23 protein-coding genes and 1 tRNA gene are annotated in these 21,067 nt (G+C 52.6%); 10 read left to right on the forward strand and 14 right to left on the reverse strand.

The genetic code is table 11. From position 1 onward, the window contains the following. From SGI98_04725 to SGI98_04735, 3 genes are all read right to left on the reverse strand, one after another. On the reverse strand, positions 1 to 401 hold a 401-nt coding region (locus SGI98_04725), incomplete at its 3' end, for an alpha-L-fucosidase (GenBank protein MDZ4742708.1). 74 nt (positions 402 to 475) lie between these two features. Beyond that, the gene (locus SGI98_04730; GenBank protein MDZ4742709.1) at positions 476 to 1,711 is read right to left on the reverse strand and encodes a uroporphyrinogen decarboxylase family protein; all 1,236 of its coding nucleotides are present in this window, start codon (positions 1,709 to 1,711) and stop codon (positions 476 to 478) included. 67 nt (positions 1,712 to 1,778) lie between these two features. Further along, a complete protein-coding gene (locus SGI98_04735) occupies positions 1,779 to 2,774 on the reverse strand; it encodes a sterol desaturase family protein (GenBank protein MDZ4742710.1) in 996 nt (331 codons plus the stop codon). A gap of 77 nt (positions 2,775 to 2,851) precedes the next feature. Here SGI98_04735 and SGI98_04740 point away from each other — a divergent pair, with 77 nt between their 5' ends. The 3 genes from SGI98_04740 to SGI98_04750 all read left to right on the forward strand — a co-directional run bounded on the left by SGI98_04740 (position 2,852) and on the right by SGI98_04750 (position 6,027). Further along, on the forward strand, positions 2,852 to 3,652 hold the full coding sequence (locus SGI98_04740; GenBank protein MDZ4742711.1) for an AraC family transcriptional regulator: 801 nt from the start codon (positions 2,852 to 2,854) through the stop codon (positions 3,650 to 3,652). Between the two features lie 164 nt (positions 3,653 to 3,816). Continuing rightward, positions 3,817 to 5,466 (forward strand): hydroxylamine reductase, encoded by a 1,650-nt coding sequence (hcp, locus tag SGI98_04745; protein ID MDZ4742712.1) that lies wholly within the window; start codon positions 3,817 to 3,819, stop codon positions 5,464 to 5,466. Between the two features lie 138 nt (positions 5,467 to 5,604). After that, positions 5,605 to 6,027, forward strand: a complete 423-nt coding sequence (locus SGI98_04750; GenBank protein ID MDZ4742713.1) for an Rrf2 family transcriptional regulator — start codon at positions 5,605 to 5,607, stop codon at positions 6,025 to 6,027. Positions 6,028 to 6,119: 92 nt separating this feature from the next. Here the strand turns inward: SGI98_04750 and SGI98_04755 are convergent, their stop codons facing one another. The 4 genes from SGI98_04755 to SGI98_04770 are packed head-to-tail and all read right to left on the reverse strand — an operon-like array spanning position 6,120 to position 9,962. Beyond that, a complete protein-coding gene (locus SGI98_04755) occupies positions 6,120 to 6,953 on the reverse strand; it encodes a sugar phosphate isomerase/epimerase family protein (protein MDZ4742714.1) in 834 nt (277 codons plus the stop codon). Between the two features lie 16 nt (positions 6,954 to 6,969). Next, on the reverse strand, positions 6,970 to 7,983 hold the full coding sequence (locus SGI98_04760) for a zinc-binding alcohol dehydrogenase (GenBank protein ID MDZ4742715.1): 1,014 nt from the start codon (positions 7,981 to 7,983) through the stop codon (positions 6,970 to 6,972). 31 nt (positions 7,984 to 8,014) lie between these two features. Beyond that, on the reverse strand, positions 8,015 to 8,854 hold the full coding sequence (locus tag SGI98_04765) for a TIM barrel protein (protein ID MDZ4742716.1): 840 nt from the start codon (positions 8,852 to 8,854) through the stop codon (positions 8,015 to 8,017). Between the two features lie 55 nt (positions 8,855 to 8,909). Then, positions 8,910 to 9,962, reverse strand: coding sequence for a Gfo/Idh/MocA family oxidoreductase (locus SGI98_04770; protein ID MDZ4742717.1), 1,053 nt, complete (start codon positions 9,960 to 9,962; stop codon positions 8,910 to 8,912). A 97-nt stretch (positions 9,963 to 10,059) separates the two neighbouring features. On the opposite strand from SGI98_04770, the gene SGI98_04775 reads away from it, so the two are divergent. From SGI98_04775 to SGI98_04800, 6 genes are all read left to right on the forward strand, one after another. Further along, complete coding sequence (locus SGI98_04775) at positions 10,060 to 10,926, forward strand: AraC family transcriptional regulator (protein MDZ4742718.1); 867 nt, start codon at positions 10,060 to 10,062, stop codon at positions 10,924 to 10,926. 112 nt (positions 10,927 to 11,038) lie between these two features. After that, a complete protein-coding gene (gene epsC, locus SGI98_04780; GenBank protein MDZ4742719.1) occupies positions 11,039 to 11,962 on the forward strand; it encodes a serine O-acetyltransferase EpsC in 924 nt (307 codons plus the stop codon). Positions 11,963 to 12,167: 205 nt separating this feature from the next. Further along, positions 12,168 to 12,476, forward strand: coding sequence for a DUF883 family protein (locus SGI98_04785; protein ID MDZ4742720.1), 309 nt, complete (start codon positions 12,168 to 12,170; stop codon positions 12,474 to 12,476). A 39-nt stretch (positions 12,477 to 12,515) separates the two neighbouring features. After that, positions 12,516 to 12,968, forward strand: a complete 453-nt coding sequence (locus SGI98_04790; protein MDZ4742721.1) for a phage holin family protein — start codon at positions 12,516 to 12,518, stop codon at positions 12,966 to 12,968. Next, positions 12,958 to 13,278, forward strand: coding sequence for a hypothetical protein (locus SGI98_04795; protein MDZ4742722.1), 321 nt, complete (start codon positions 12,958 to 12,960; stop codon positions 13,276 to 13,278). Before SGI98_04790 ends, SGI98_04795 begins: the two co-directional genes overlap by 11 nt. A 33-nt stretch (positions 13,279 to 13,311) precedes the next feature. After that, positions 13,312 to 14,466 carry a cysteine desulfurase family protein gene (locus tag SGI98_04800; protein ID MDZ4742723.1) on the forward strand — a complete coding sequence of 385 codons (1,155 nt, stop codon included), beginning with the start codon at positions 13,312 to 13,314 and terminating at the stop codon, positions 14,464 to 14,466. Between the two features lie 811 nt (positions 14,467 to 15,277). Here the strand turns inward: SGI98_04800 and SGI98_04805 are convergent. From SGI98_04805 to SGI98_04835, 7 genes are all read right to left on the reverse strand, one after another. Next, positions 15,278 to 16,084 (reverse strand): M48 family metallopeptidase, encoded by an 807-nt coding sequence (locus SGI98_04805; protein ID MDZ4742724.1) that lies wholly within the window; start codon positions 16,082 to 16,084, stop codon positions 15,278 to 15,280. Next, the gene (locus SGI98_04810; protein MDZ4742725.1) at positions 16,081 to 16,497 is read right to left on the reverse strand and encodes an SH3 domain-containing protein; all 417 of its coding nucleotides are present in this window, start codon (positions 16,495 to 16,497) and stop codon (positions 16,081 to 16,083) included. The genes SGI98_04805 and SGI98_04810 overlap by 4 nt, the downstream gene beginning before the upstream one ends. Positions 16,498 to 16,521: 24 nt before the next feature. Further along, positions 16,522 to 18,546, reverse strand: coding sequence for an adenylate/guanylate cyclase domain-containing protein (locus SGI98_04815; GenBank protein MDZ4742726.1), 2,025 nt, complete (start codon positions 18,544 to 18,546; stop codon positions 16,522 to 16,524). A gap of 105 nt (positions 18,547 to 18,651) precedes the next feature. Next, positions 18,652 to 18,825, reverse strand: coding sequence for a hypothetical protein (locus SGI98_04820; GenBank protein ID MDZ4742727.1), 174 nt, complete (start codon positions 18,823 to 18,825; stop codon positions 18,652 to 18,654). Between the two features lie 72 nt (positions 18,826 to 18,897). Continuing rightward, positions 18,898 to 19,476 carry an NlpC/P60 family protein gene (locus tag SGI98_04825; GenBank protein ID MDZ4742728.1) on the reverse strand — a complete coding sequence of 193 codons (579 nt, stop codon included), beginning with the start codon at positions 19,474 to 19,476 and terminating at the stop codon, positions 18,898 to 18,900. After that, a complete protein-coding gene (cdd, locus tag SGI98_04830; GenBank protein ID MDZ4742729.1) occupies positions 19,473 to 19,961 on the reverse strand; it encodes a cytidine deaminase in 489 nt (162 codons plus the stop codon). The genes SGI98_04825 and cdd overlap by 4 nt, the downstream gene beginning before the upstream one ends. A 4-nt stretch (positions 19,962 to 19,965) precedes the next feature. Next, positions 19,966 to 20,652 (reverse strand): DUF2062 domain-containing protein, encoded by a 687-nt coding sequence (locus SGI98_04835; GenBank protein MDZ4742730.1) that lies wholly within the window; start codon positions 20,650 to 20,652, stop codon positions 19,966 to 19,968. A gap of 184 nt (positions 20,653 to 20,836) precedes the next feature. On the opposite strand from SGI98_04835, the gene SGI98_04840 reads away from it, so the two are divergent. Further along, positions 20,837 to 20,912, forward strand: a tRNA-Ala gene (locus SGI98_04840). Positions 20,913 to 21,067: the final 155 nt, after the last annotated feature.

A 21,067-nucleotide genomic window follows, 5' to 3' on the forward strand; every position in this document is an offset into this window, starting at 1 on the left:
CCCATACTTCCGGGTAGGTAGAGGATCACGCGCAATTTGCGTTTGGCCGCCTCAGCGAGTACCGCGCCGACATAATCCCGGGTGGAGATATGAATGAAGCCTTCCACGGCAGTAGGGTACATCACGGCCCATCCCCCGCAGGAGTGGACGACCGTAAAAGTAATATAACGCGCGCCGGTTTTTTCCGCTGTATCCACGAGGTTCCGAGCGAGGACTTCCGGGGCCGGGGCCGTGGCCTCCAGCTCTGCGATGGAAGCAAATTGCAGTGGGGCCCACCATCCGGCCTTGGCGGTATTCCCCCCGCCGGTGAAAAGTCCCCAGTGATAAAAAAGTCCGAATCTCGCCGGGGCAAACCATTTTTCCACCCGTGCCGATCTTTCCGCGTGACCATTCATGAACATGACCCGTGAGGATATTGACTCGTTACGCGAGGACAACTCTAAAAATGATATTTTCACAGTGGAAAGGGATGCGATCAAGTTTCTTGGATGGCTTCAAACATCGCGACAATATTTTCCGGGGGGACATCAGGCATGATATTATGGATGGGATTAAAGACGAACCCGCCCCCCGGAGCAAAAATCTCGATACGGCGTTTCACATCTTCTTTGACTTGGGCTGGTGTGCCGTGGTTGAGGACGTGTCGGGTATCCGCCCCGCCGCCCCAGAATGTGATAGACGCGCCGAATTCCTTTTTCAGGGTGGCGGCATCCATTTCGCGGCAGGAAGTTTGCACCGGATTAAAAATCTCAAAACCCGCTTCGATCAAGTCAGGCAATAACCGGTAGATGGAACCGCAGGAATGCAGGAAGGTGTGCATGTTTGAGTGTTTCTTCACAAAGTCACAAAGGATGGTGTGGCGGGGTTTGAAAAAGCGGCGGTAAATCGGTACGGACATAAATGGCCCGCTGTCCATGCCGAGGTCATCACCAAAACGGATGATGTCGACAATATCCCCGACGGATTCACACACACGGCTCAGTGTGGCCAGATGAATCTCCAAAAGGGCGTCGAGCAGGGATTCCACTGCCTCAGGATCATCATGAAAGTCCATGAGGAACTGGTCAATCCGTCGTAGGAATGTGCCCCATTCAAATAAATTACACCCGCACACAATCATCAGCGCTTTGTCTGTGGACTGGCGCAAGGCGAGGGTTTTACTCCGGAGGTCATTCCAGAATCCAGGTTCGCCTGCATGATCCCAAGGGCTATGGGGGAGGGCGGCCCAGACGACTTTGTCCATGTCCTGGCGCAAATTGCGCATGTCAGATGGATACCCATCGACATAAGGGAAAAGGGTCTGGTCGAAAAATGTCGCCCCTGTGGGCATCTTCCCGACCTTTACCCCCGTGCGCGAAAAGGCGCTATAGGACCCGTCCTCATTCAAAAATGGTGTGAACCACGACGGGAGGAGGACTGAGCGGCCTTCATGGTTAATAAAGGGATGCCAATCCCCTGCCCCGGTATTAAATGCGCGTCCGATATCGATCACGTCAATGCCGAAGCGGTCGATAATCATGTCCTCGGGTTGGGCGAGTTGCTGGACGACATCGTAGATTTGGCAGTGGCCGGTGGTGATCCCGAGATGGTCTTTGAGGTTAAGGTAAGCCACAGCGGAGATGCCGGAGCTCGGGGTCGCCCCGAGGTCAATGGGGGTACGGTCGGGTTCCTGGTGGGCGATTGCCGCCCGGATGCGAGAGCGCGGATTCATAATGGTTTGAGTTTTTATCAGGTTTTTACTGCAATCATGATCCGCGACCCCTCACGGGGAGGGGCTTTTAAACCTGTTCCTTCTCAGGCAGTTTTGCGCCCTTACCTCCGGGTAGTCCGTCACGGAATGTGCCGAACCATTTATCGAGGGGCAGGGTGGACTCCCCATAATTGCATTCAAAATATCTGTGGTGCAGGTAGTGGAAGTAGGAGCCGGAGGGCAGTTTGTCCGTGAGCACCGGGCCTTCGAATCCATTATGGGAAGGGATCGGGGTCAGGGCCGTGTGCTGGAGATTAAAGATAAAATGAATCGGGTGGGACGGTATCACCCAGTGGATCAGGACGACACTGAAATATAGCAGGTGCTCGACGGGATGCATGGCTAGTCCAGACCAGGGACCGGGGTTCACGTTTTTGTGGTGCAGGTAGTGGACCTTCCGGTAAAGGGGTTTCCAGTGGATCAACCGATGGATACAATAGAAATGGAACTCTCTCCAGAAAGGGATGAGCAGCAAGAGGACAATCGCATAAACGGGATGCTCGCGGATGCTGATGAGGGGGACCAGATGGTTACCCGCCGCCCAGAGATAGAGGACCTCATAAGCTGTCCAAATGGTGCATCCACTTGCACAACTCCAGAAAATATTATCGTAAACCTGGTCCTTAAAAATAAAGGAGGGGTTTTTGGTGCTTTGCCATTTGGCATCGTATTTTTTCCGGGTGCCCGCGAGCTTGAGATTATAAAGTAGGAAATGCCAGGTCCCGGCCATGATCCATAATAGGGCAAGGTTACGCAGGAAAACTAGTCCGGCCCATTCCCATTGTAAGGTGGCACAGGTTTCTAAGGAAGGTGTCAGGTAGAGCCAGGTGAGAAGGGCTATGGCGGCGTAAATCACATTCCACGGCCACAGATAACCGGGATAACCAAAAAGCCATTTCAAGAATGCGGTGAGTTTCGGGGGCCAAACAAATATCGGGGCGTAGGTCACCGGATAGGAGGGGCGCCATTCGCCCCGGGCATTCCTTTGCTCGGATGTGGGGGATGTGGGTGGGGGTGTATCCATAGGGTCAGGTAAATATACGCCCGCTGAGGCATTTGGATCAATTGGACAGATGCCCAGATTAGTGGTTTATTTGCACTGTGCAAAAAGAGCAATCCCTCTCGGGTTTAATGATTAGCCTCGATGAAAAGCCAGTGATTGTGGAAGCCGGAATGAATGTCCACGGGCGCAAGGCTGATGAGGCTTTTGTGATGGACGGCACGTGGAGCCTACATCTTTACCGGTGGACAGGGTCATTGTCTTTCAGTGGGAGTGACTACCCGATTACACCGGGGACGATCAGTCTGGCTCCGCCATTCAGGCGTTTGAAATGGCATTTTCCGCTGAAACCTTGTGTTCATTTTTTTGTACATTTCCGGACGGGGACCTCTCCCGGCAAGATGACTCAAGTTTTTCCAGTGGTGCAAAATGCGGGCATACGTTTTGAAGAGCTTTGGAATGAAATGGAGAAAATATGCTCCCTCCATAAAACCCACCCGCTCCGGGCGGATATCCGGTTTTGGGATTTACTCCTGGATCTGGCTGACCGGGGAAAACAAAACCAGAAATCCAAAACAATTAATTTACCCTCCGCCTTGGAAACGGCTGTGATAATCATCCAAAATGAAATCCGTGAGCCCCTCCGTATCGGGAAACTCGCCACCCGCGTGGGTGTCTCGCGTAACCACCTGATCGCCCTTTTCCAGAAGTATTTTAAAATGAGCCCGATCACCTATCTCCACACCCGACGATTAGAGAAAGCGACCGGGTTACTCAAAATCCACACTATCCCAGTCCAAACTGTCGCCGAAGAAATCGGAATCCCCTCACTCCAACAATTTAATAAATTCCTCCGGGCCAAAACCGGGATGTCTCCCCGCGCCTTCCGCCAACACACATAAGGGCCCTTTTATTTTTCAGGCACGGCAAAGAAAGAAGACACATTTTGCCTTAAATAAAGATAATACTCTCTTTAATTCTTGAATAGCCGGAACCGGGGGTTCATGCTCGCCCTCAATCCAATTAATCAGGAACAATCAAAATCCCCCTTATCTATATGAGTTCAATGTTCTGTTACCAATGTGAGCAATCCTCCCAACGCACCGGCTGCACTTCACTGGGTGTATGCGGGAAAAATCCCGAGACAGCAGCCTTACAAGACCTGCTCTTACACGCCCTCAAAGGCATCAGCGTATTTGCCCATCGAGCAGCACTGGCCGGGAAACGTTCTCCCGCCCTCGAGCAATTTGCTCTCGACGCCCTTTTTACGACGGTGACAAATGTGAATTTTGATCCGGTACGTTTGCAATCGATGCTGAACCGTGCGGGAGATTATTTAGATGAATCCAAGAAACTTTATGAATCCGCCCGCAAGGCGACTGACCCGGCCGTGACGTCCTTTAACGGGGCGACTTGTTTTAAACCCGCGCCGGATATTGACGATCTCATCAGGCAAGGAGAGGAGATCGGGGTGGAGTCGCGTTTAGAAAAGATCGGTCCGGACATACTCGGGCTCCAGGAGCTCCTGACTTATGGACTCAAAGGAATGGCGGCTTATGCCTGGCATGCGGTGGATGCGGGTGAGCCTATCGGGCAGACGGCCCTTTTCATTTTTGAGGCGTTGGCGGCGATTGCCCTGGGACAAACCACGACCATTGACCAGCTCTTGGGCCTGTGCCTGAGTTGTGGGGAAGAGAATTTCAGCGTGCTTGAATCCCTTGATCACGCGCACACCCGCCGTTTCGGCCATCCCGTGCCGACACAAGTGCTTTTGGATCCCGTGCCCGGAGCTTGTATCCTCGTCTCCGGCCATAACCTCGAAGACCTCGAGGCTTTACTCGAGCAGACCCTCGACAAAGGAATCAATATTTATACACACGGGGAAATGTTACCCGCCCACGGTTATCCCGCTCTGAAAAAATATTCCCACCTAGCCGGTCATTACGGGGGAGCATGGCAAGACCAAGCGCGGGACTTCGACCGTTTCCCCGGGTCCATCCTGATGACGACAAATTGTATCCAGCTCCCGAAACAAAGTTATTTCCAGAGACTCTTCACCTGTGGGCTCGTCGCGTGGCCCGGGGTCAGACATATCGAAGGCCGTGATTTCTCCGCTGTCATTAAAGCGGCTTTGCGTTGCCCGGGATTCACGTCCACGGGCGAGGGCAAAACACTCACGCTGGGATTTGGCCACAATGCCGTGCTCGGTGTCGCCGACAAAGTCATTGATGCGGTCAAAGCCGGTGCGATCAAACATTTCTTCCTCGTCGGTGGATGTGACGGGGCGAAAACCGGCAGGAATTATTATACCGATTTCACCGAAAAAATCCCGGATGACTGCGTGATCCTCACGCTCGGTTGCGGTAAATTCCGTTTCAACCGTAATGATTTCGGAACGATCGGGGGCATCCCTCGCCTGCTGGATTGTGGCCAGTGTAATGATGCGTATTCAGCCATTAAAATCGCTTCGGCCCTCGCCCAAGCTTTTGATTGTGGGATCAATGACCTGCCGCTTTCCATGAATATCTCTTGGTATGAACAAAAGGCTGTCGCCGTCCTCCTGACCTTGCTCCACCTCGGGGTGCGCAATATCCGGCTCGGACCGACACTCCCAGCATTTGCGACCCCTGCGATTGTCGCGGTGCTCCAGGAGAAATTTAACCTCATGGCGATTACCAATGCCGAGGATGATCTCGCTGCTTGCCTCGCAAAGTAGGAATGCAGGACGGGGCGAGATGAATCACGGCAAGTCGGCATTAGCTTGCCGTGGACACTCTGGGGGGGGCGGAGAAAAAATCCCTTTGGTGGTGCTTGATTTTTCCAGCATGCCGGACATGATGCATTTTAAAACCTTATGCTTGCTTATGGAAAAGGGACAGCCACAGCCGTCAGCGCACTCAGTGCGCTGGCCGAACTCTATTCTGACCCCGCCGCCCGGGCGAGTGCGCCGCAAATTGCGCAAAAACGCAAGCTCTCGCGCCCGCTTGTGGCGAAAATCCTGACGATCGTGTCGCGGGCCGGTTTTGTCGAAGGTACTCCCGGCCCCGGGGGTGGTTACCGCCTCTCGCATGATCCGGCCTCCATCAGCCTTTATGAAATCGCCAAGCTTTTTGAACAGGTCGAGGGCGAGATCCAGTGCCCCTACGGTCCCGGCTGGTGTGGTAATCATGAACCCTGTCCGCTGCACGATACTCTCTTGGAAATCCATGACCAGATGATGGAACGCCTCAAAGGCACGACCCTCGCCGGTTTCTGTAAGACAAAGCCCGGGAAGTAGAAAATAACGGGGGACTCGTGACAAAAAAAAGAGGTGAAGGGCGTGGCCTTCACCTCTGGGTGTTACAAGAAAAAGCGTGTGTCGGGAAATCCTTACTTTCCTGCGAGGACAGCGCGGAACCATTCTAAGCTTTTCAGGGTATTTTTTTCACCCTTGGCTTCGAGGCTCATGACACCACTCCAGTTATTTTTTTGGAGGAGGTCGACGATCTTGCGGATGTTATCGGCATTGATCCCCTGACCGACGTAGACTTCACTAGCGGCGATACCGGTATCTTTCCCGATGCTGGCTTTGAGTTCAGGGGCGACATCCTTGACGTGGAAATGGCGGATCCAGGGCAGGAGTGCCTCGGTCATGGCGACGGGGTCATTTCCAGCGATAAATGTATTAGCCGTATCGAAATTAATCCCGAGGAATGGATCATTAAAATGTTTCATGAGCCGGATCATGAGTTCGAGGTTATTAGTTAATGGTCCGTGTGGCTCGACATTAATGCTGATCTTATGAGTGCGGGCGAAAGGAAGGGCTTCACCGATATGGTAGACGGCGCGTTCATAGACTTGTTCGAGGGTCATTCCTTTGGGGACTTCAGCGCCGTCGGTGGTGGCGATTGCGGGGCAACCAAGGTCGCGGGCCATCTTGATGCCGTTAATCATATAAGGAATAGATTGCCAGCGGTGGATACCGTAATGGCAGTCGATCTGGCTGATTTTCAGGCCATAACTTGCGGCTTCTTCCGCGATAGCGATGCCGTCAAAATTCAGCGAGATCGACGGGGAGAATCCTAGTCCCTCGAAGAAGTCCTCACCATTGACGGTGTTGATCTCGACGGTGTCAGCACCGTTTTGTTTGCACCAGTTAAAGACATAGGCCAGTGAACGGTCGTCATGGCGGAAGTTATCGCTTGCGATTCCGATTGTGATCATAGTTTTCTTCTTTTTTTTATTGTTGGGGGTTTAAAAAATTTGTCCAGTCATAGATATTGAGCAGTTGCCCGCCCTTTTGATTCAGGAGATTCTGGTAAACTTCCTGGCAATCCTTCGGCTCAACAAGGCTGTAGAGCCCGTCGACTTTGATGGAACCGTCTGCGAGCCATTCGAGCCCGGTTTCAAAATTTCCCATGATACTGTTTTGACCACTTTCAGCCGGATGCATGGGCATGGCCCATTCCCACCCACCCCGGACACTGACGTAGTTGAAAAGAATCCATTGGAGAAGTTCCTGCGCGTAAATATCCGTTTTGCGGCTCCAAGCCAGTCCGATCAAAAAGACTTCCCCGTGTTTACGGACGACACGAACTGCGTCCAGAGCGGCTTTTTCATGGCCGGAACACTCGAAAACCGCAGCGATTTGCTGGGCGAACTCAGGCTGGTCAAAAGGGATTTTTTCGATCACCCGGGAGATCCCACATTTTTGGGCGGCCTCGCGGCGGGCTGCGACGGGATCACACCCGTACACTTGGTAGCCGCACCGTTTGAGGAGTTGGGCGGCCATGAGGCCGACAGGGCCGAGTCCGGTCACGATCACTTTCGCAGGGGGCCGTGCCGTAGTGGAATAAACGGAGGTCCAGGAGATGCTCATGATCCGGGCAAAAAGGGCTTTATCCGCCGCGAGTCCAGACGGGACGATGACGAAATCGGATTCCTGTCCGCGTACGCTGGACATGTGGAATTTTGTGGAAAAAACAATATCCCCCTTTTTGAACTTTGTGACTTCGGCACCTGTCTCCACGACCTCATGGACGGTGGCGTATCCCGGGGGGAAGGGATAAAAAGCTTTTGCCCCGTAGATCCAGTGGCCTTGGTAAACGGCGAGTTCCGTACCCGGACTGATGAGGGAATAAAGTGTCTTGGCAAAAATCTCTTTGGCTCCGAGCGGGGTAGCGTCATGTTCCTTCTCGACGAGGTTTGCCTGACCTTCGCATGGGAATTCAACAATATGGTATTTTGTATTCATGGTATTTTTGGTGAGTGATCAGTGGTGGGGGTTATATTTTTGAAATGCCCAGCCGGGTGGCTGTGGAGCGGATATGAGCGGCGGCGGCATCGTATTGTTCCGGTTTTTCTAAGTGCTCGAGCATGAGGGGCATGTCTGGGGAGAGTTTGTCGACACAGGTGAGGAAGGTTTCATAATCCAGCACCCCCAGTCCGGGGCCGACCTCGCGCATTTCCACCGCGAAGGAGTTCTCATTGATCGTGATGTCTTTGGCGTGGCAGCTCTTGATCTTGTGGCCGAGACGATCGACAAAGTCGCGGATGACGGCACCGTTTTTGTAGAGTTTCTCGGGGGAGTTTAAGATATTGACCGGATCGAAATGCACACCGAAGGCCGGGCGGTCGATAGCCTTCATCAAGTCGAGGTAACTCTCGGCACTGTCCGGATAAGCCCAAGGCATCATCTCAAGAGTGTAAAATGTGCGGGTGGGCTTGACCGCGTCGATGATCTGGCGCGTGCTCTCGACGATCTGGTCGAAGGTCTCCTGAGTGTAATTCCGCGCATCAGGACCGCACCAGACCTTGCCTTTTGAACCGGCGATATTTACACAGCAAGTAATCCCGGCTTCTTCGCACAAGGCGAGGCCAGCGATACAACCATTGATCGCATTTTGGGCGTCTTGCGCGTCGTCAGATAGCGGATTTGACCATGTACCGAGTTCCGAGATGATAATGTCTGCGGCTTTGGCGGCTTCGACATAAGCTTTTTTCTCTTCAGCCGTGCTGCCAGGATGAATCGGTGAATAAGCCGCGCGGTAACCGAGTTGTTTGATTTTATGGGTCCAACCTTCCGGGGTGGGAGCGTGTTCAAAGAGTTGTCCGCCGAGTCTCATAGTGTGTTTGATCCTAGTTGATATGATTTTCTAAAAGGGTAGCGTCCGCCTGTTTTTATAAAAGATATTTTTTTAAGTCAGCTATGGTGAAGTCCCTATCGGCTGGCAGGGGCAGGTCCACACGGCGTTTTTCCACGGCGCTGATCCAGCTGGCGATGGCGACTTCAAAACCGTGCATGGCTTTTTCCCCGCCGCAACGAGGATTCATGCTATCGTCATTGAGCCAGTGGGCGAGCTCCGCCAGATAAGGTACGGTGGACTCAGCCTGGTTGAATCCCAGGGATGGATCAGACTGGAGCCCAGGCTGATCCTTTGTCACTGCGCGCCAACCGGCCCCGGTGATGGCGTGGGCAAACCCTTCGTCCCCGTAAGCGCAGACACCCATGTCCGCCCAGATCCAGAGGTTCCCCGGGGGTTGCATCGGGGCATCACTACCGCATTCGACATTACCAAAGACCCCGTTCTCAAAACGCAACCGCGCCGAGGTGTGTTCAGGGCTGGGGTGGAAAGGGTCGTCGAGCAATTTGCTCCCGTGTACATGGGCCCAGACGGATTGCACTTTCGAGTCTGCCAGCCAGATCATGGCATCGATGACATGAGTCCCGTAGACCATGAGCCAGCCGACACTGGCCCCTTCGAGGCGTTCGAGTTTGCCGATGGCCCCGCTGGAAACGAGAGCTTTGACTTTCTGCCACTGTTCCCCGTAGGGATGGATGTGGGCGATAAAGATTTTCACCTTGGCCTGAGCACATTTATCGATGATCGTGCGGGCTTCTTTGAGGGACAATGCGATGGGTTTTTCGAAAGCGATGGCTTTTACACAAGGGAATTTTAATCCCAGCTCCACAAGAGATAGCCGGATATTTGGGTGCGTGCAGAAACAGAATATATCGGGCTGCACCTCGGCGAGCATTTTTTCAGCGTCGGCATAAAGCTGCGGCTCCAGGCCGTGTTTTTCTTTGAGGCTGATCGCGAGGGTATTGAGCCGCTCGGGATCCGTGTCGCAAATTGCGGCGAGTTCGTAGAGCTCGGGAAGGACTGCCGCAGCATGGGCGTGTTCGCTCCCGCGCTGGCCGGCCCCGACAATGACAAGACGTTGTTTTTCCATGGTTGCGATAAGCAATATCATCGGACGGGGGATGTCTTTTCGAAAGTCGAATTAATTGCTATTTGACTAGCACTATTTTGCTCTTTATACTGATGCCATGGTTCGGGTAAAACCCATTCAAAAAAAAATCTCTCCCACGGCGGGAAAGTGGATCCACTCGCAAATCACCCTTTTCTGGGAGGGAATCAACCGCTTTCCTTGGCGTGAACCCCGTCGCAGGCTCTATGATAACCAGCTTGTGTATTGTTCGGAAGGTGATCATCTCCTGCGTTATGATGACCGTGAATACAAGATGACGGCGGGCACGATCGGCCTGATTCCACCGGCCACTTGGCATGAGAGTGTGCTAGGGAAATCCGACAGGACCCACCGTCACTGTATCCTTTTTAACTGGTTCCCGCGCACGGTGAATGATGCGATCCCCATCCAGGTGTTTGAAGGGGAGGATTTTGATGTGCGGCATGAGGAGCCGCTGCCCGTCCCCTTTGAGGGGAAACTGCCCTTTTACAAGAGACTCGACACGGAGGAGCTCCGGCTCGTGGAGATGCTTTTTAGTGCCTTGCGTAAAAGGCAAGGTGTGGGCCTGGGCCTACTTGATGCGTTATTAAACCATTGGCTGGCCGAAAAAGCTCCGGACAATTTGCGCGTGCTCCACCGGGAAAAGGATGCCTCCCTGGCCCTGAAAAATTATTTGGAGAGCTCCTACGCAGACACCGGGGGATACCGCGACTTTTGTGCGATTGCCGGGCTGAGTCCGAGTCACCTGTGCCGTTCCTTTAAAAAAGCCTATCGGATGACCCCGACCCAATACCTGATCCAGCTCAGGCTCACCCATGCCCGCAGCCTCATCAGCAGTGGTCGCCCGATTGCCGAGGCCGCCCTCGCCGTCGGCATCCGAGACGCAAATTATTTTGCCCGTCTCTTCAGGAAAAACCACGGCCTTTCCCCCACGCAAATTGCGTAAGGGTCTCCGGTTGCCTAGGGGAGAGAGTCGGGCCGGGGATGGTTGATGACGCGAAAAGTGAGATTTTATCCTGTTCGAGTGTGGATGAATGGATTAAGTTCAGCCTTCTTATATGAGCCGTTCGAAGCAACAACTTGTCCAAAAGCTCCTCGAAAGTTACCAGACAATCGGGGCCATTAACCATATAGACGGGGTTAATCTCCCATCAAAGGAAGCCATCAGCCGGATTACCCAAGAGCTGCTCCATCTCGTTTTCCCCGGGTTTTATAACCCCCAAGAGTTCCATTCCACCGAATGTGACAAATACATTTTATTAGCCTTGGAGCGTGTCTCCTCCTTTTTGGAGACCGAGACGCGCAAAAGCCTCGAGTACAGTTACCAGCTCGAATCCAAAAAAGGGGATATCGCCGCCACGGCCACCGAGATGGTGGAGGAGTTCCTCGCGACACTGCCTGCGATTCGTTCGCTGCTGAAACACGATGTGGCAGCGGCATTTGATGGGGATCCAGCGGCAAAAAGTTATGAGGAAATCATCCTCGCTTATCCGTGCATCGAGGCGATAGCCGTCCAGCGTATGGCCCACGAGCTTTATGAGCGGGGGGTCCCGTTGATTCCGAGGATGATGACCGAGTGGGCGCATTCACGCACAGGGATCGATATCCATCCGGGCACGACGATCGGCACACATTTTTTTATCGATCATGGCACGGGTGTGGTGGTCGGCGAGACGGCGCTGATTGGTAATTATGTAAAGCTTTACCAAGGTGTGACCTTGGGGGCGAAGAGTTTTAAGCGCGATGACGAGGGCCGTATCGTTAAAGGCGGCAAAAGACATCCGACCATCGAGGATAATGTGACGATTTATGCGGGAGCCACGATCCTTGGCGGGGATACCGTGATCGGGGAAGGCTCTGTCATCGGGGGGAATGTCTGGTTACTCGAGTCGATCCCGGCCAAATCCATCGTGATCATGGAGGATATTAAACTCAGCATACGATCAAAAACAGATGCCGCCACTGTTGACTTTCAAATCTAAAAGGATAGAGTGATTAGACGGCCACCATTTGAAGCGTGGTGGATTCTTTATGCCGGTCAGACTACCGGTTAAAGCCGAATACAAGTGTGATTTTATATTTCCCTGTCTAAATACGGGGATTTTAAACCACGCGGGACAAAAAAATAGAAACTAAGAAAAGAGTATGGAAGAATACTTTCACAACCTTAACTCGGGAGACTCAGATATGAGCGATCTAACCAGCAAACAAAAATTAATCGATGACCTTAAAATAGTCATTTCAGATGCCGAAGTCGTCCTTAAAGAAACCGCCGGGCAACTCGGTGATAAAGCCTCTGCCGCCCGCCTTAAACTCGAAGAAGGCATTAAAGTCGCTAAAGTCCGCCTGAATGAAGCTGATAAAATCGTCCGCGAAAAAGCCCGTATCGCCACGGATGCCACGGATAAATATATCCATGATAATCCTTATAAAGCGATTGGTACCGGATTTGCTATCGGCCTCATTATCGGATTATTGATCCGTGGACGTGATTAATTTTTCGTCATTAGATCCTTTTGACCGAAAGAAGTCCCCATGAGTTTTGAAAAGCCTGATCTGAATAGCCCCCTCGAAAAAAATATTTTTCACCGCATCGGTGCCGGATTCCTTGATATATTAGGAACCCGCATCGAGCTGGTGCAGTTAGAGATCGAGGAGGAAAAACGCCGGTTGATGTTGGCGATCCTAGTCTCTGTCATCCTCGGGGCTTTTTTCATGGTCGGACTCTCGTTGGTGTCCATTTTTATCGTGATGAAACTCTACTGGGCATACGGCTTGAATAGCCTTATCCCTGTCGCCCTCTGCGCATTCATCATTGCCGGCTTGATTTTCCATTTTCTGCTCCGTCCCTTGGTGAGTTACGGGCAGACACTGAATGAAACGGTTTCCCAGCTTAAACGGGATGCACAGTGGATTAGTGAACAATTTTCCCCAAAGAAAACACCCACACAAAGTGGTCGCGGGGAGGGGGGTAAAAATGCTCAGTAACCGTGATTATCAGATCAAGAAAGCAGAGCTACGCCTGCGTATGGAGCTCCAACGCCAGGATATCACTGATGTCATCCGTGACGTCAAAGCTGCGGTAAATCCCTGGGCTAGAGCGACGAGTTCCCTCCGGTATGGCCTTAGCTTTTTGGGCCCCGCTGCCACGGCTGCCGGTTTTGCCATTCCTTTGATCTCCCGCTTTTTCATGAAGAAAAAGAAACCTGAGTTTATCGAGGCACCAGCCAAACCCTCTTCGTGGAAATCCTACATTATCCCCGCTTTCAGGGTTGGATTAAAATTCTTTTTGAAGTAGTCCCGAGCTGGCGTTAAACCCCCTGCGTCTTTGATGGAACCCGTTTATCTAGATTTTAATGCGACCACCCCGGTTAATCCAGAGGTGGTGGCGGCGATGCAGCCTTTCTTGGAAGGTTTTTTTGGGAATCCCTCCAGCATCCATTATTACGGGCGTGAATCGAGGAATGCCATTGATGAATCGCGTGATGATGTCGCACGGGTCCTGCGTGCGAAACCCGCAGAGATCATTTTTACCGGTGGGGGGACTGAATCCGATAATCTGGCTGTTATCGGATTGGCCCGTAGCCATAAAGCCGGGGGCACTCACCTCATCACCTCCCGGATCGAGCACCATGCTGTCCTCCATGCCTTCGAGTATCTCGAGAAAAACGAGGGATTCCGTGTCACGTATTTAAACCCCGGTGCGAGCGGGCAAATTGCACCGGAGGATTTTGAAAAAGCAATTTGCGCGGACACGATCCTCGCCTCGGTGATGAGTGCGAATAATGAAACGGGAGTGGTCCAGCCGGTGAAAGAACTCGCGCAAATTGCGCGGGCCCGGGGAGTACTTTTTCATACGGATGCCATCCAGAGTTTCGGCAAGGTGCCGGTTTTTCCTCATGAATGGGGTGTGGATGCCCTTTCCCTTTGTGCTCATAAATTCCACGGCCCTAAAGGGACGGGTGTCCTTTTCTTGAAACACGGATTAACGATTGAGCCCGTGGCCTACGGTGGATTCCACGAGGGTGACCGCCGACCCGGGACGGAAAATATTGCGGGGATCGTGGGGTTCGCTCACGCCGCAAAAATGGCTGCCGCCAGCGATTTTAATTCCGAGAATGTCCGGCTTAGGGAATTAACCGAAACACTTTGGCAGGGTTTGGGCGGTTTACCCGGTATCAGGCGTAATGGTCATCCGGAAATGAGATTAGGGAATACACTCAATGTTAGTTTCGATCGCATCGACGGGGAGGAGCTCCTCATGAATCTCGATTTGGAAGGGATCTGCATTTCCAGTGGCTCCGCCTGTATGGTGGGCAGTGTACAGGCCTCCCACGTCCTCCTCGCCATGGGTGTGCCCGAGCAAATGGCGCGAGCCACCGTGCGTTTTTCCCTGGGGAAGACCACGACACCCGCGCAAATCGCTCGCACGGTCGAGGCGACTTGCTCCGTGGTCAACCGTTTGCAGAAACTTAAAAAAACGTAATCTCTCCCGCGCGGCTTTCTAGCACCACCGTGAGAAATGTCGAAAGTAAAAAGGGGGGTAGAGGAGGCGGAGTTTTTTTCCGGATGGAGGGGCATGCTTCCGCATGTCCGAGACCACGGGTCGAAGCCAGTATTTGTCACGTGCGGGTAAATTCACGAAGGCATTGTGACTGCGGTTCGTCAGCTCGGTTAGCCCTTATCTCGCCTCTCAGCCCGCATGATATAAACGATATAAATGGCATCTTTCTCGTGTCGATAAAAGAATACAAAACGGTGGAATGACTAAATGACGATATTGAGTGCCCTTGAGTGCAGCTGGCACTGAGCCGCTCCGGGGATGTAGTGCAAGTTGCTCCACTCGTACAAATACGCGTTGAACGAGGTAGGCGTCTGGCTACATCCGGCTTATCCAGGGAAATATAATCAGCAATGGCATCAATATCCTGAAGGGCAGGTTCCGTCCAAATTATGCGAGCCACCGCGCCATCCTCTGTCTTGCTTGTTTGTGGGAAAGGATTCGGTTTTCCAGAATGGATTCCCCCCCCCCGTCGCGATTCCTTCAAGAAGGGATAACCGGCTTTTACATTCCTTCATACGTCTGCACATCGAGTAGATAGGCAGCGGGGAGGCCGTGTTGGGGTGATTAAAACAGGCTCATGGTCATGGGCGAGTTTCGAGATGACATCTATTGCCTTTCGTTTGAGGGTCGTGACGAGTTCTGTACGTATAGAGTGATACTAAAGTGTCACTTTTAGCTCTACAAATATTATTATAGTCAGCCCTTGCGGAAACAAATCCCCCTTTTGGCGGGGTTACGATAACTTACTGATGCGGTTGCTCAGTGGGGGGTGGGTGGAAAAGATTTTTTTACTGTCCCCCTGGGTGCTCTTGAGTTTCTCGAGGAAATCTTTGAGGCCGTTTTTGCTGTACCCGGTTTCATAGGCGAGTTTAGCGCCAAATTTATCCGCGTCGTATTCGTCATCCGGATCGAATCCGGTATCGAGGAGTTTATTAACGATTTTATCGGTGCCCGCGTCAAAGGCGGAAAAATCGCTACTGGAACCACTGGCGACATCGACGATGCCAGAGACGAGTTGTCCCCGGGAAATCGTCTGGAGTGCGTGGCGGCGTGTGATGTGACAGATTTCATGGGCGAGCACGCCGGCGAGCTGGTCATCATTACCCACGGCATCCAAGAGGCCTTTGGTGATAAAAACGTAACCTCCCGGGGAGGAGAATCCATTCACAATCGAGCTATTCAGGACACCAAAACGAAAATTCAAACCGGGACGGTAGGAATATTTCGCGAGGGATTTGCCGATATAAATGATTTTTTGGGCGGGTCCAGAAGCGCGTGCGAGTCCGCCATTTTTCCCGATGATGCCGATGGCCACAGCCTCGCCGATGGCGGCTTCTTCTTTAGCTCCGATGCCCGTCGCGCCTTTGGCGATTTTTTGTGAACCTTCCGCGACCTTATCGACATTGACTCCGCCGGTGATTTCCGTCGGGAGAGGGACGGGGACATTGACTCCCCCGATATTAAAGGCATTCAAAGATGAGGTGGCGGCGGTGGCTCCGGTCGTCAGCCCGATGAGTCTAAGGAAATTGCGGCGGTTCATGATGCGTACTCCCCGAGTTTATGTTCTTTCATAAAAGTTTTGACATCAGCAGATGAGACGGAGGCATTTTCCTTATCGAGCCAGGCCAGATCCGAAGCGGCATTTACGTAACCGCGACTTTCGGCGTATTGCTGGGCAGCCTCACTGAGTCCGCGGCCGGCGGCTGCGGTGTCCACTCCGCTGGAGGGGGCGAGGAGATCGGCTTTATTTTCTTCCGGGGGTCTGCGGTCACCGACATTACCGGAGTACACCCAGCCGGTTTGTCCTGAAGAGGTTTTGATATTCACCCAGCGGTTCTGGTCCGAGACGACCTTGGCTTTTTCGGCGAATTTGAGTTTGGCCACGACGGATGCCGACGGGTTAGGCTCGGCGTAAACCGGCAAGTCTTGTTTTTTAGAGTAAACGTCAGCCATAACTTTGATGGTCCTTTGAACGGTTTATTTTGTGGTCATCGTGTAAACCCCGTCCCAGTCAGGGGCGGGTGGTTGGTCGATGTAACACAGGGTTCGTTGCCTATATAATGAGTAAAGATTATCCCCGTTTTTTTCTTCGATGGCGAGCTTAAAATCTCCCAGTGCGGCTGCAAATCGCCTAGAACGGTATTGGTCGTAACCGCGCAGGAAATGCTCCAGTGCGGTTTTGTCTTTCCCGGTGACGTCACCGGAGAATCCGAGGAGTTCGAATACGGCGATGGGTTCTTGTTTACCTTTGACCCGGAGGAGATCCACGGGCCGCCAGGCGAAGGTGTCCCCGGTGAGTTCTTTCGTGGCTTGGGTGATCAGGAAAGTCGTGCCATAGTTTTTATTTGCGCCCTCGAGGCGGCTGGAGAGATTTACCGTGTCGCCGAGCACGGTATAATCAAGGCGGATGGAGGAACCGATCGGGCCGACGACGACCGGACCGGTGTGCAGGCCAAAGCGGGTGAAAAGCTCGACGTCATATTTTTCCCGGAAACGCACGGCCATTTCCCGTGTGGCCCGCTCGCATCGCAGGGCTGTCGAGCAAGCACGTACGGCATGGTCGGCCTGGGGCATGGGGGCATTCCAGAAAGCCATCACGGCATCCCCGATATATTTATCGATCGTGCCACCATGGTCGAGGACAGTGCGACTCATTACTTCTAGGTATTCATTAATGAGCTCGACCAAGACCGGCGGGGAAAGTTTCTCAGAAATCGTCGTGAATCCGGCGAGGTCTGAGAAAAAAACGGTGCAAATCTCCTCACGCCCGCCCGGGCTCGCGAGCTCCGGATGATCGATTAATGTCTGGACCACGGTCGGGGAAACGAAACGCCCGAAAAGGCCGGTGATTTCTTTTTTCCGGAGGGTTTCCGTCCGGTAATTAAGTACAATCCCCCCGAAGGCACTCAAGAGTATGGCACTCATCGGTACCACGGGAGGTAACCAGTAACCCCCGGCCAATAATCGACCTGACAAAAAGTAAATGAGAGGCAGGGCGGCAAGGGTGATCGCTGTTAATAGGGAAACGCGTGGAGTCGTCCAGGCGTATGCCGCCATGAGCAGGGATCCCGCGAAGGACAAGAGCAGGACCCATTGGTCGGGGAGCTCCGAGACCCCAGTGGATTCGAGCAAATTGCGCAGGGCGGTGGCATGGATGACCATGCCGGCTTCAGCCTTGCCGGTCGGTGTGGCTTTGACGTCAAAGGTCCCAGCAGCGGTGAGTCCGACGATGACGGTGATCCCGGCCAGCGGCTTTTCTGCGATTTTCCCCGGAATCGATTTATTGTGTTCAGTCAGCCATGCGCGCAATTTGCCCGGGTCGAGTACATCGATTTGTTTCGATGCTTCCTCCAGGATTTTATATCCGCTTATGACCAAGGGCCCGGCTTGGAAACTCCGTTTTGCCCATGTGTCATTAAAAGGGCCGTAGAAACGGAGGAGCTCAGGGGGTGTCGAGTTTTTGTTTCCCGCTTGGACCGAGAGGACTCCGGCCAGGCTATGATCCCGGGTGGTCCGGCGGGTGATGCCATCGTTGTCATTCGCTAGATCGACGTCGCCCGTCAGGGGCCATTGGTTAAAGGGACTCGCCAGTTCTTTGCCTTTGAGTCGGGCGAGGACGACAGGGGTCTCGATGGCTTGGATGACAGTATAGAGCAGGTCGTCATGGTAAGATTCGGTTGCGGGTTCGTTAAAGAGGAGGTCGATGCCGACGGCTTTAGCTCCCAAGGTATCGAGGCTGATTAAAAGGGCCGCATACGCATCTCGTCGCCAGGGCCATTTACCGGCGCGGTCCGCGCAATTTGCCAGGGAGACCTCGTCGATGGTGATGAGCGCGACTGAGTCGGAGGCCGGGAAATTTTTCGCTTGGGCCTTTTGGAAGTGGTCATAGATATTCCAGTTAAGTTTCTCCACCCAAGACAAGTATCCGGCCAGCACGGAGATCGCGACGGAGGCTAGGGCGACGAGGATATAATGGGCGGGACGGTTCCTGACAGCATTCACGACCCGCGATATTGAACGGAATAAAAAATGAAAACCAGCCAAAAAAAAATCCGCTACCCGAGTAAAGGGTGCGGATGATGGATAGGGAGTGAATCTGGCTTGGAGTTATTTGCAGCAAGGGCATTCACTACAGCTGGGTGTGCAACTTCCTTTTTCACATTGGCATTCGCACTTCACACATGTGCAATTTGTGCAGCTATTCTTGGCGGCATAGGCTGATGTGATTCCTGCACCGAGGAGACCCAAGGTGAAGATGGATGTGAGGATAAGTGTTTTCATAGGGGGTAATACACCCCAGCCTCAAAAAACACTCAGAATATTTTTTTTTAAAAAGTTCCCCCCCTGGGCAAATTATTTATCCTGCGCCTTTTTTTTGGGGGGTTCCAGACGTGCGTAGGCGTAGATCGTCGGGGTGTCCCGATAGGGTTTTACCCCGAGGCGGGGTATCCCGTAGGGTCTAAAGAGTTTTTGTTTGAAATAACCTACACCGGGTGAACCCCATTTGACGCGGCGGCCCATGTCTTGGGAACCCACGATCAGGTCGGGCCCTGCCACCATCATGACGTGGGTAATCGGGGAGGGACGGTCTGACACCCTCGTGCCGGAGATAAAGACTAAGTCCCCGGGTTGGATCATGGAGACCTTAAAATCCTTCGAGTCTGCGGTCCACACCTTCCCGTGTTTATAACAATAATCGAGTTGTTTGCCGGACTCGTCGGGCAGATCGATCCCCCAGGCTTTTTTAAAGACGTAGATCATGAATCCGGAACAATCCAGACCGCCTTGGGAGGGATCTGTCCCCGCCCAGAGATAAGGGAGATTCATCTGCGCGAGATCATCGGCGACCTTCAGCAGGTCGGCGGTGGTTTGTGCACGGGCAAAAAGGGTGGACGAAAGGATGATAAAAAAAAGGAAGATGGTTTTTTTCATTGGTTGTGTGATTTGCTGTAGTGTTCGAGTTTTTTACCGATGTGTTTGGGTTTGAATGCCAGAGGCAGGAGTTCGTGGATGGTGGCGGTGATGATTTTTGTTTTTTCGGTATTTGACATCAGGACCACGAGGTCGCGGCCAGACATTTCTGAGGTCTCTAAAAGCATTTGACGGCAGGCACCACAAGGGGCGATGGGTTCTTCGGTGACACCTTGCTCGGGCTTCCCGATCATCGCGACACAGGTGAATCTCCGGAAGCCTAGGGTATTCGCGCTGAGTAATGCCGAGCGTTCCGCACAAATACTCGACCCGTAAGCGGCATTTTCCACATTTGACCCGCTGATGATCTCGCCATTGTCCGCCACGAGGGCTGCCCCCACGCAGAAATGGGAATAAGGAGAATAGGCGGTGGGCATGGCCAGCTCTGCCGCAATCAGGGCTTCATGCATTTCAGGGCTGAGGGTATCGAGACGGATGTGCTCCATAGGATTATTTTCTCAGGATGATAGGGGGAGGTTGTTTAACAAAGAAACGGATAACGAAGAATCCGAGGAGGCCCACAGTGATCCCGATACTCATACAGCCCACCATGAGGGTGAGGAAAACCCCTGAAAGGATGTCCCCCAAGAAATGAAATACCCCTTTTTCATTCATGGTCGATACCAGTGTGCTCAGGCCCATGTCGGTGAGTTTCAGGGCCTCACCTTCCCCTTTTAATGGGGAGCCCATGATCATGCAGCCAAACCAAAATGCAAAACCGTAGAAGGGCACGGCTGTAGCGGGATTTGTCAATAGGATCAACCCGACGATGATCGGGATATTTGCCCGGAAAAGGAGGGCAAATGGCAAGGCTATGATGATTTGTGCCCCCATCAAGGGGGTGCAGGCACTCAAGGAACCAATCAGCCACCCTTTGGACATCGAGTCCGGTTTAAATGTCCAGAGGTCCTTGGTGAAAAGATGATCCCCAAAATATCCAAATACCTTATTCCCGCGTAATTTCCGGCGGGATAACCCGTGTTTATTCAGCCAATGGATAATTGCCGCCTTACGCTGGATTTTAGCGGCAGGCTTTTTTTTGGGCTTTCCGGGTAGAGGACGTTGTGCTGCTGTGTGATGTGGGGCAGGAATCGCAGGCGAAGGATTGTTTGGATTATGTTCGTCGTTGACAGTCATGGGTTTAAAAAAGGAGGCGCGCACTGCCCCGGGACTTTAGACCTCCAAGAAACACTGAAACCCCAGGTTAGTCAACTTTCGGTAATCAAGAGTTTTCTTTGGGTCGGGATAATAAATTGTCAGCAATGAAGAATTTACTTTTCAAATCCACCCGAATCAGTCAATCTCCCTATCCTTCCTTTTTGGGGTCGTAGCTCATCTGGTAGAGCACCACAATGGCATTGTGGGGGTAAGGGGTTCGAGTCCCCTCGGCTCCACCACTTTTTATTCAAACACAGCGAAGCGTGTATTTTTGTAGCTGTTTGTAGCTGTATGTAGCTGTTCACTGTAAATTGAATGGTTTTGTAAACGATACATTGAATAAAAGGCGTTTTCTGTAAAAGGTATTTTGAATGGTTTTCTAAATATCTCGAAA

It is taken from the genome of Verrucomicrobiota bacterium, assembly GCA_034440155.1.
Lineage (GTDB): Bacteria > Verrucomicrobiota > Verrucomicrobiia > JAWXBN01 > JAWXBN01 > JAWXBN01.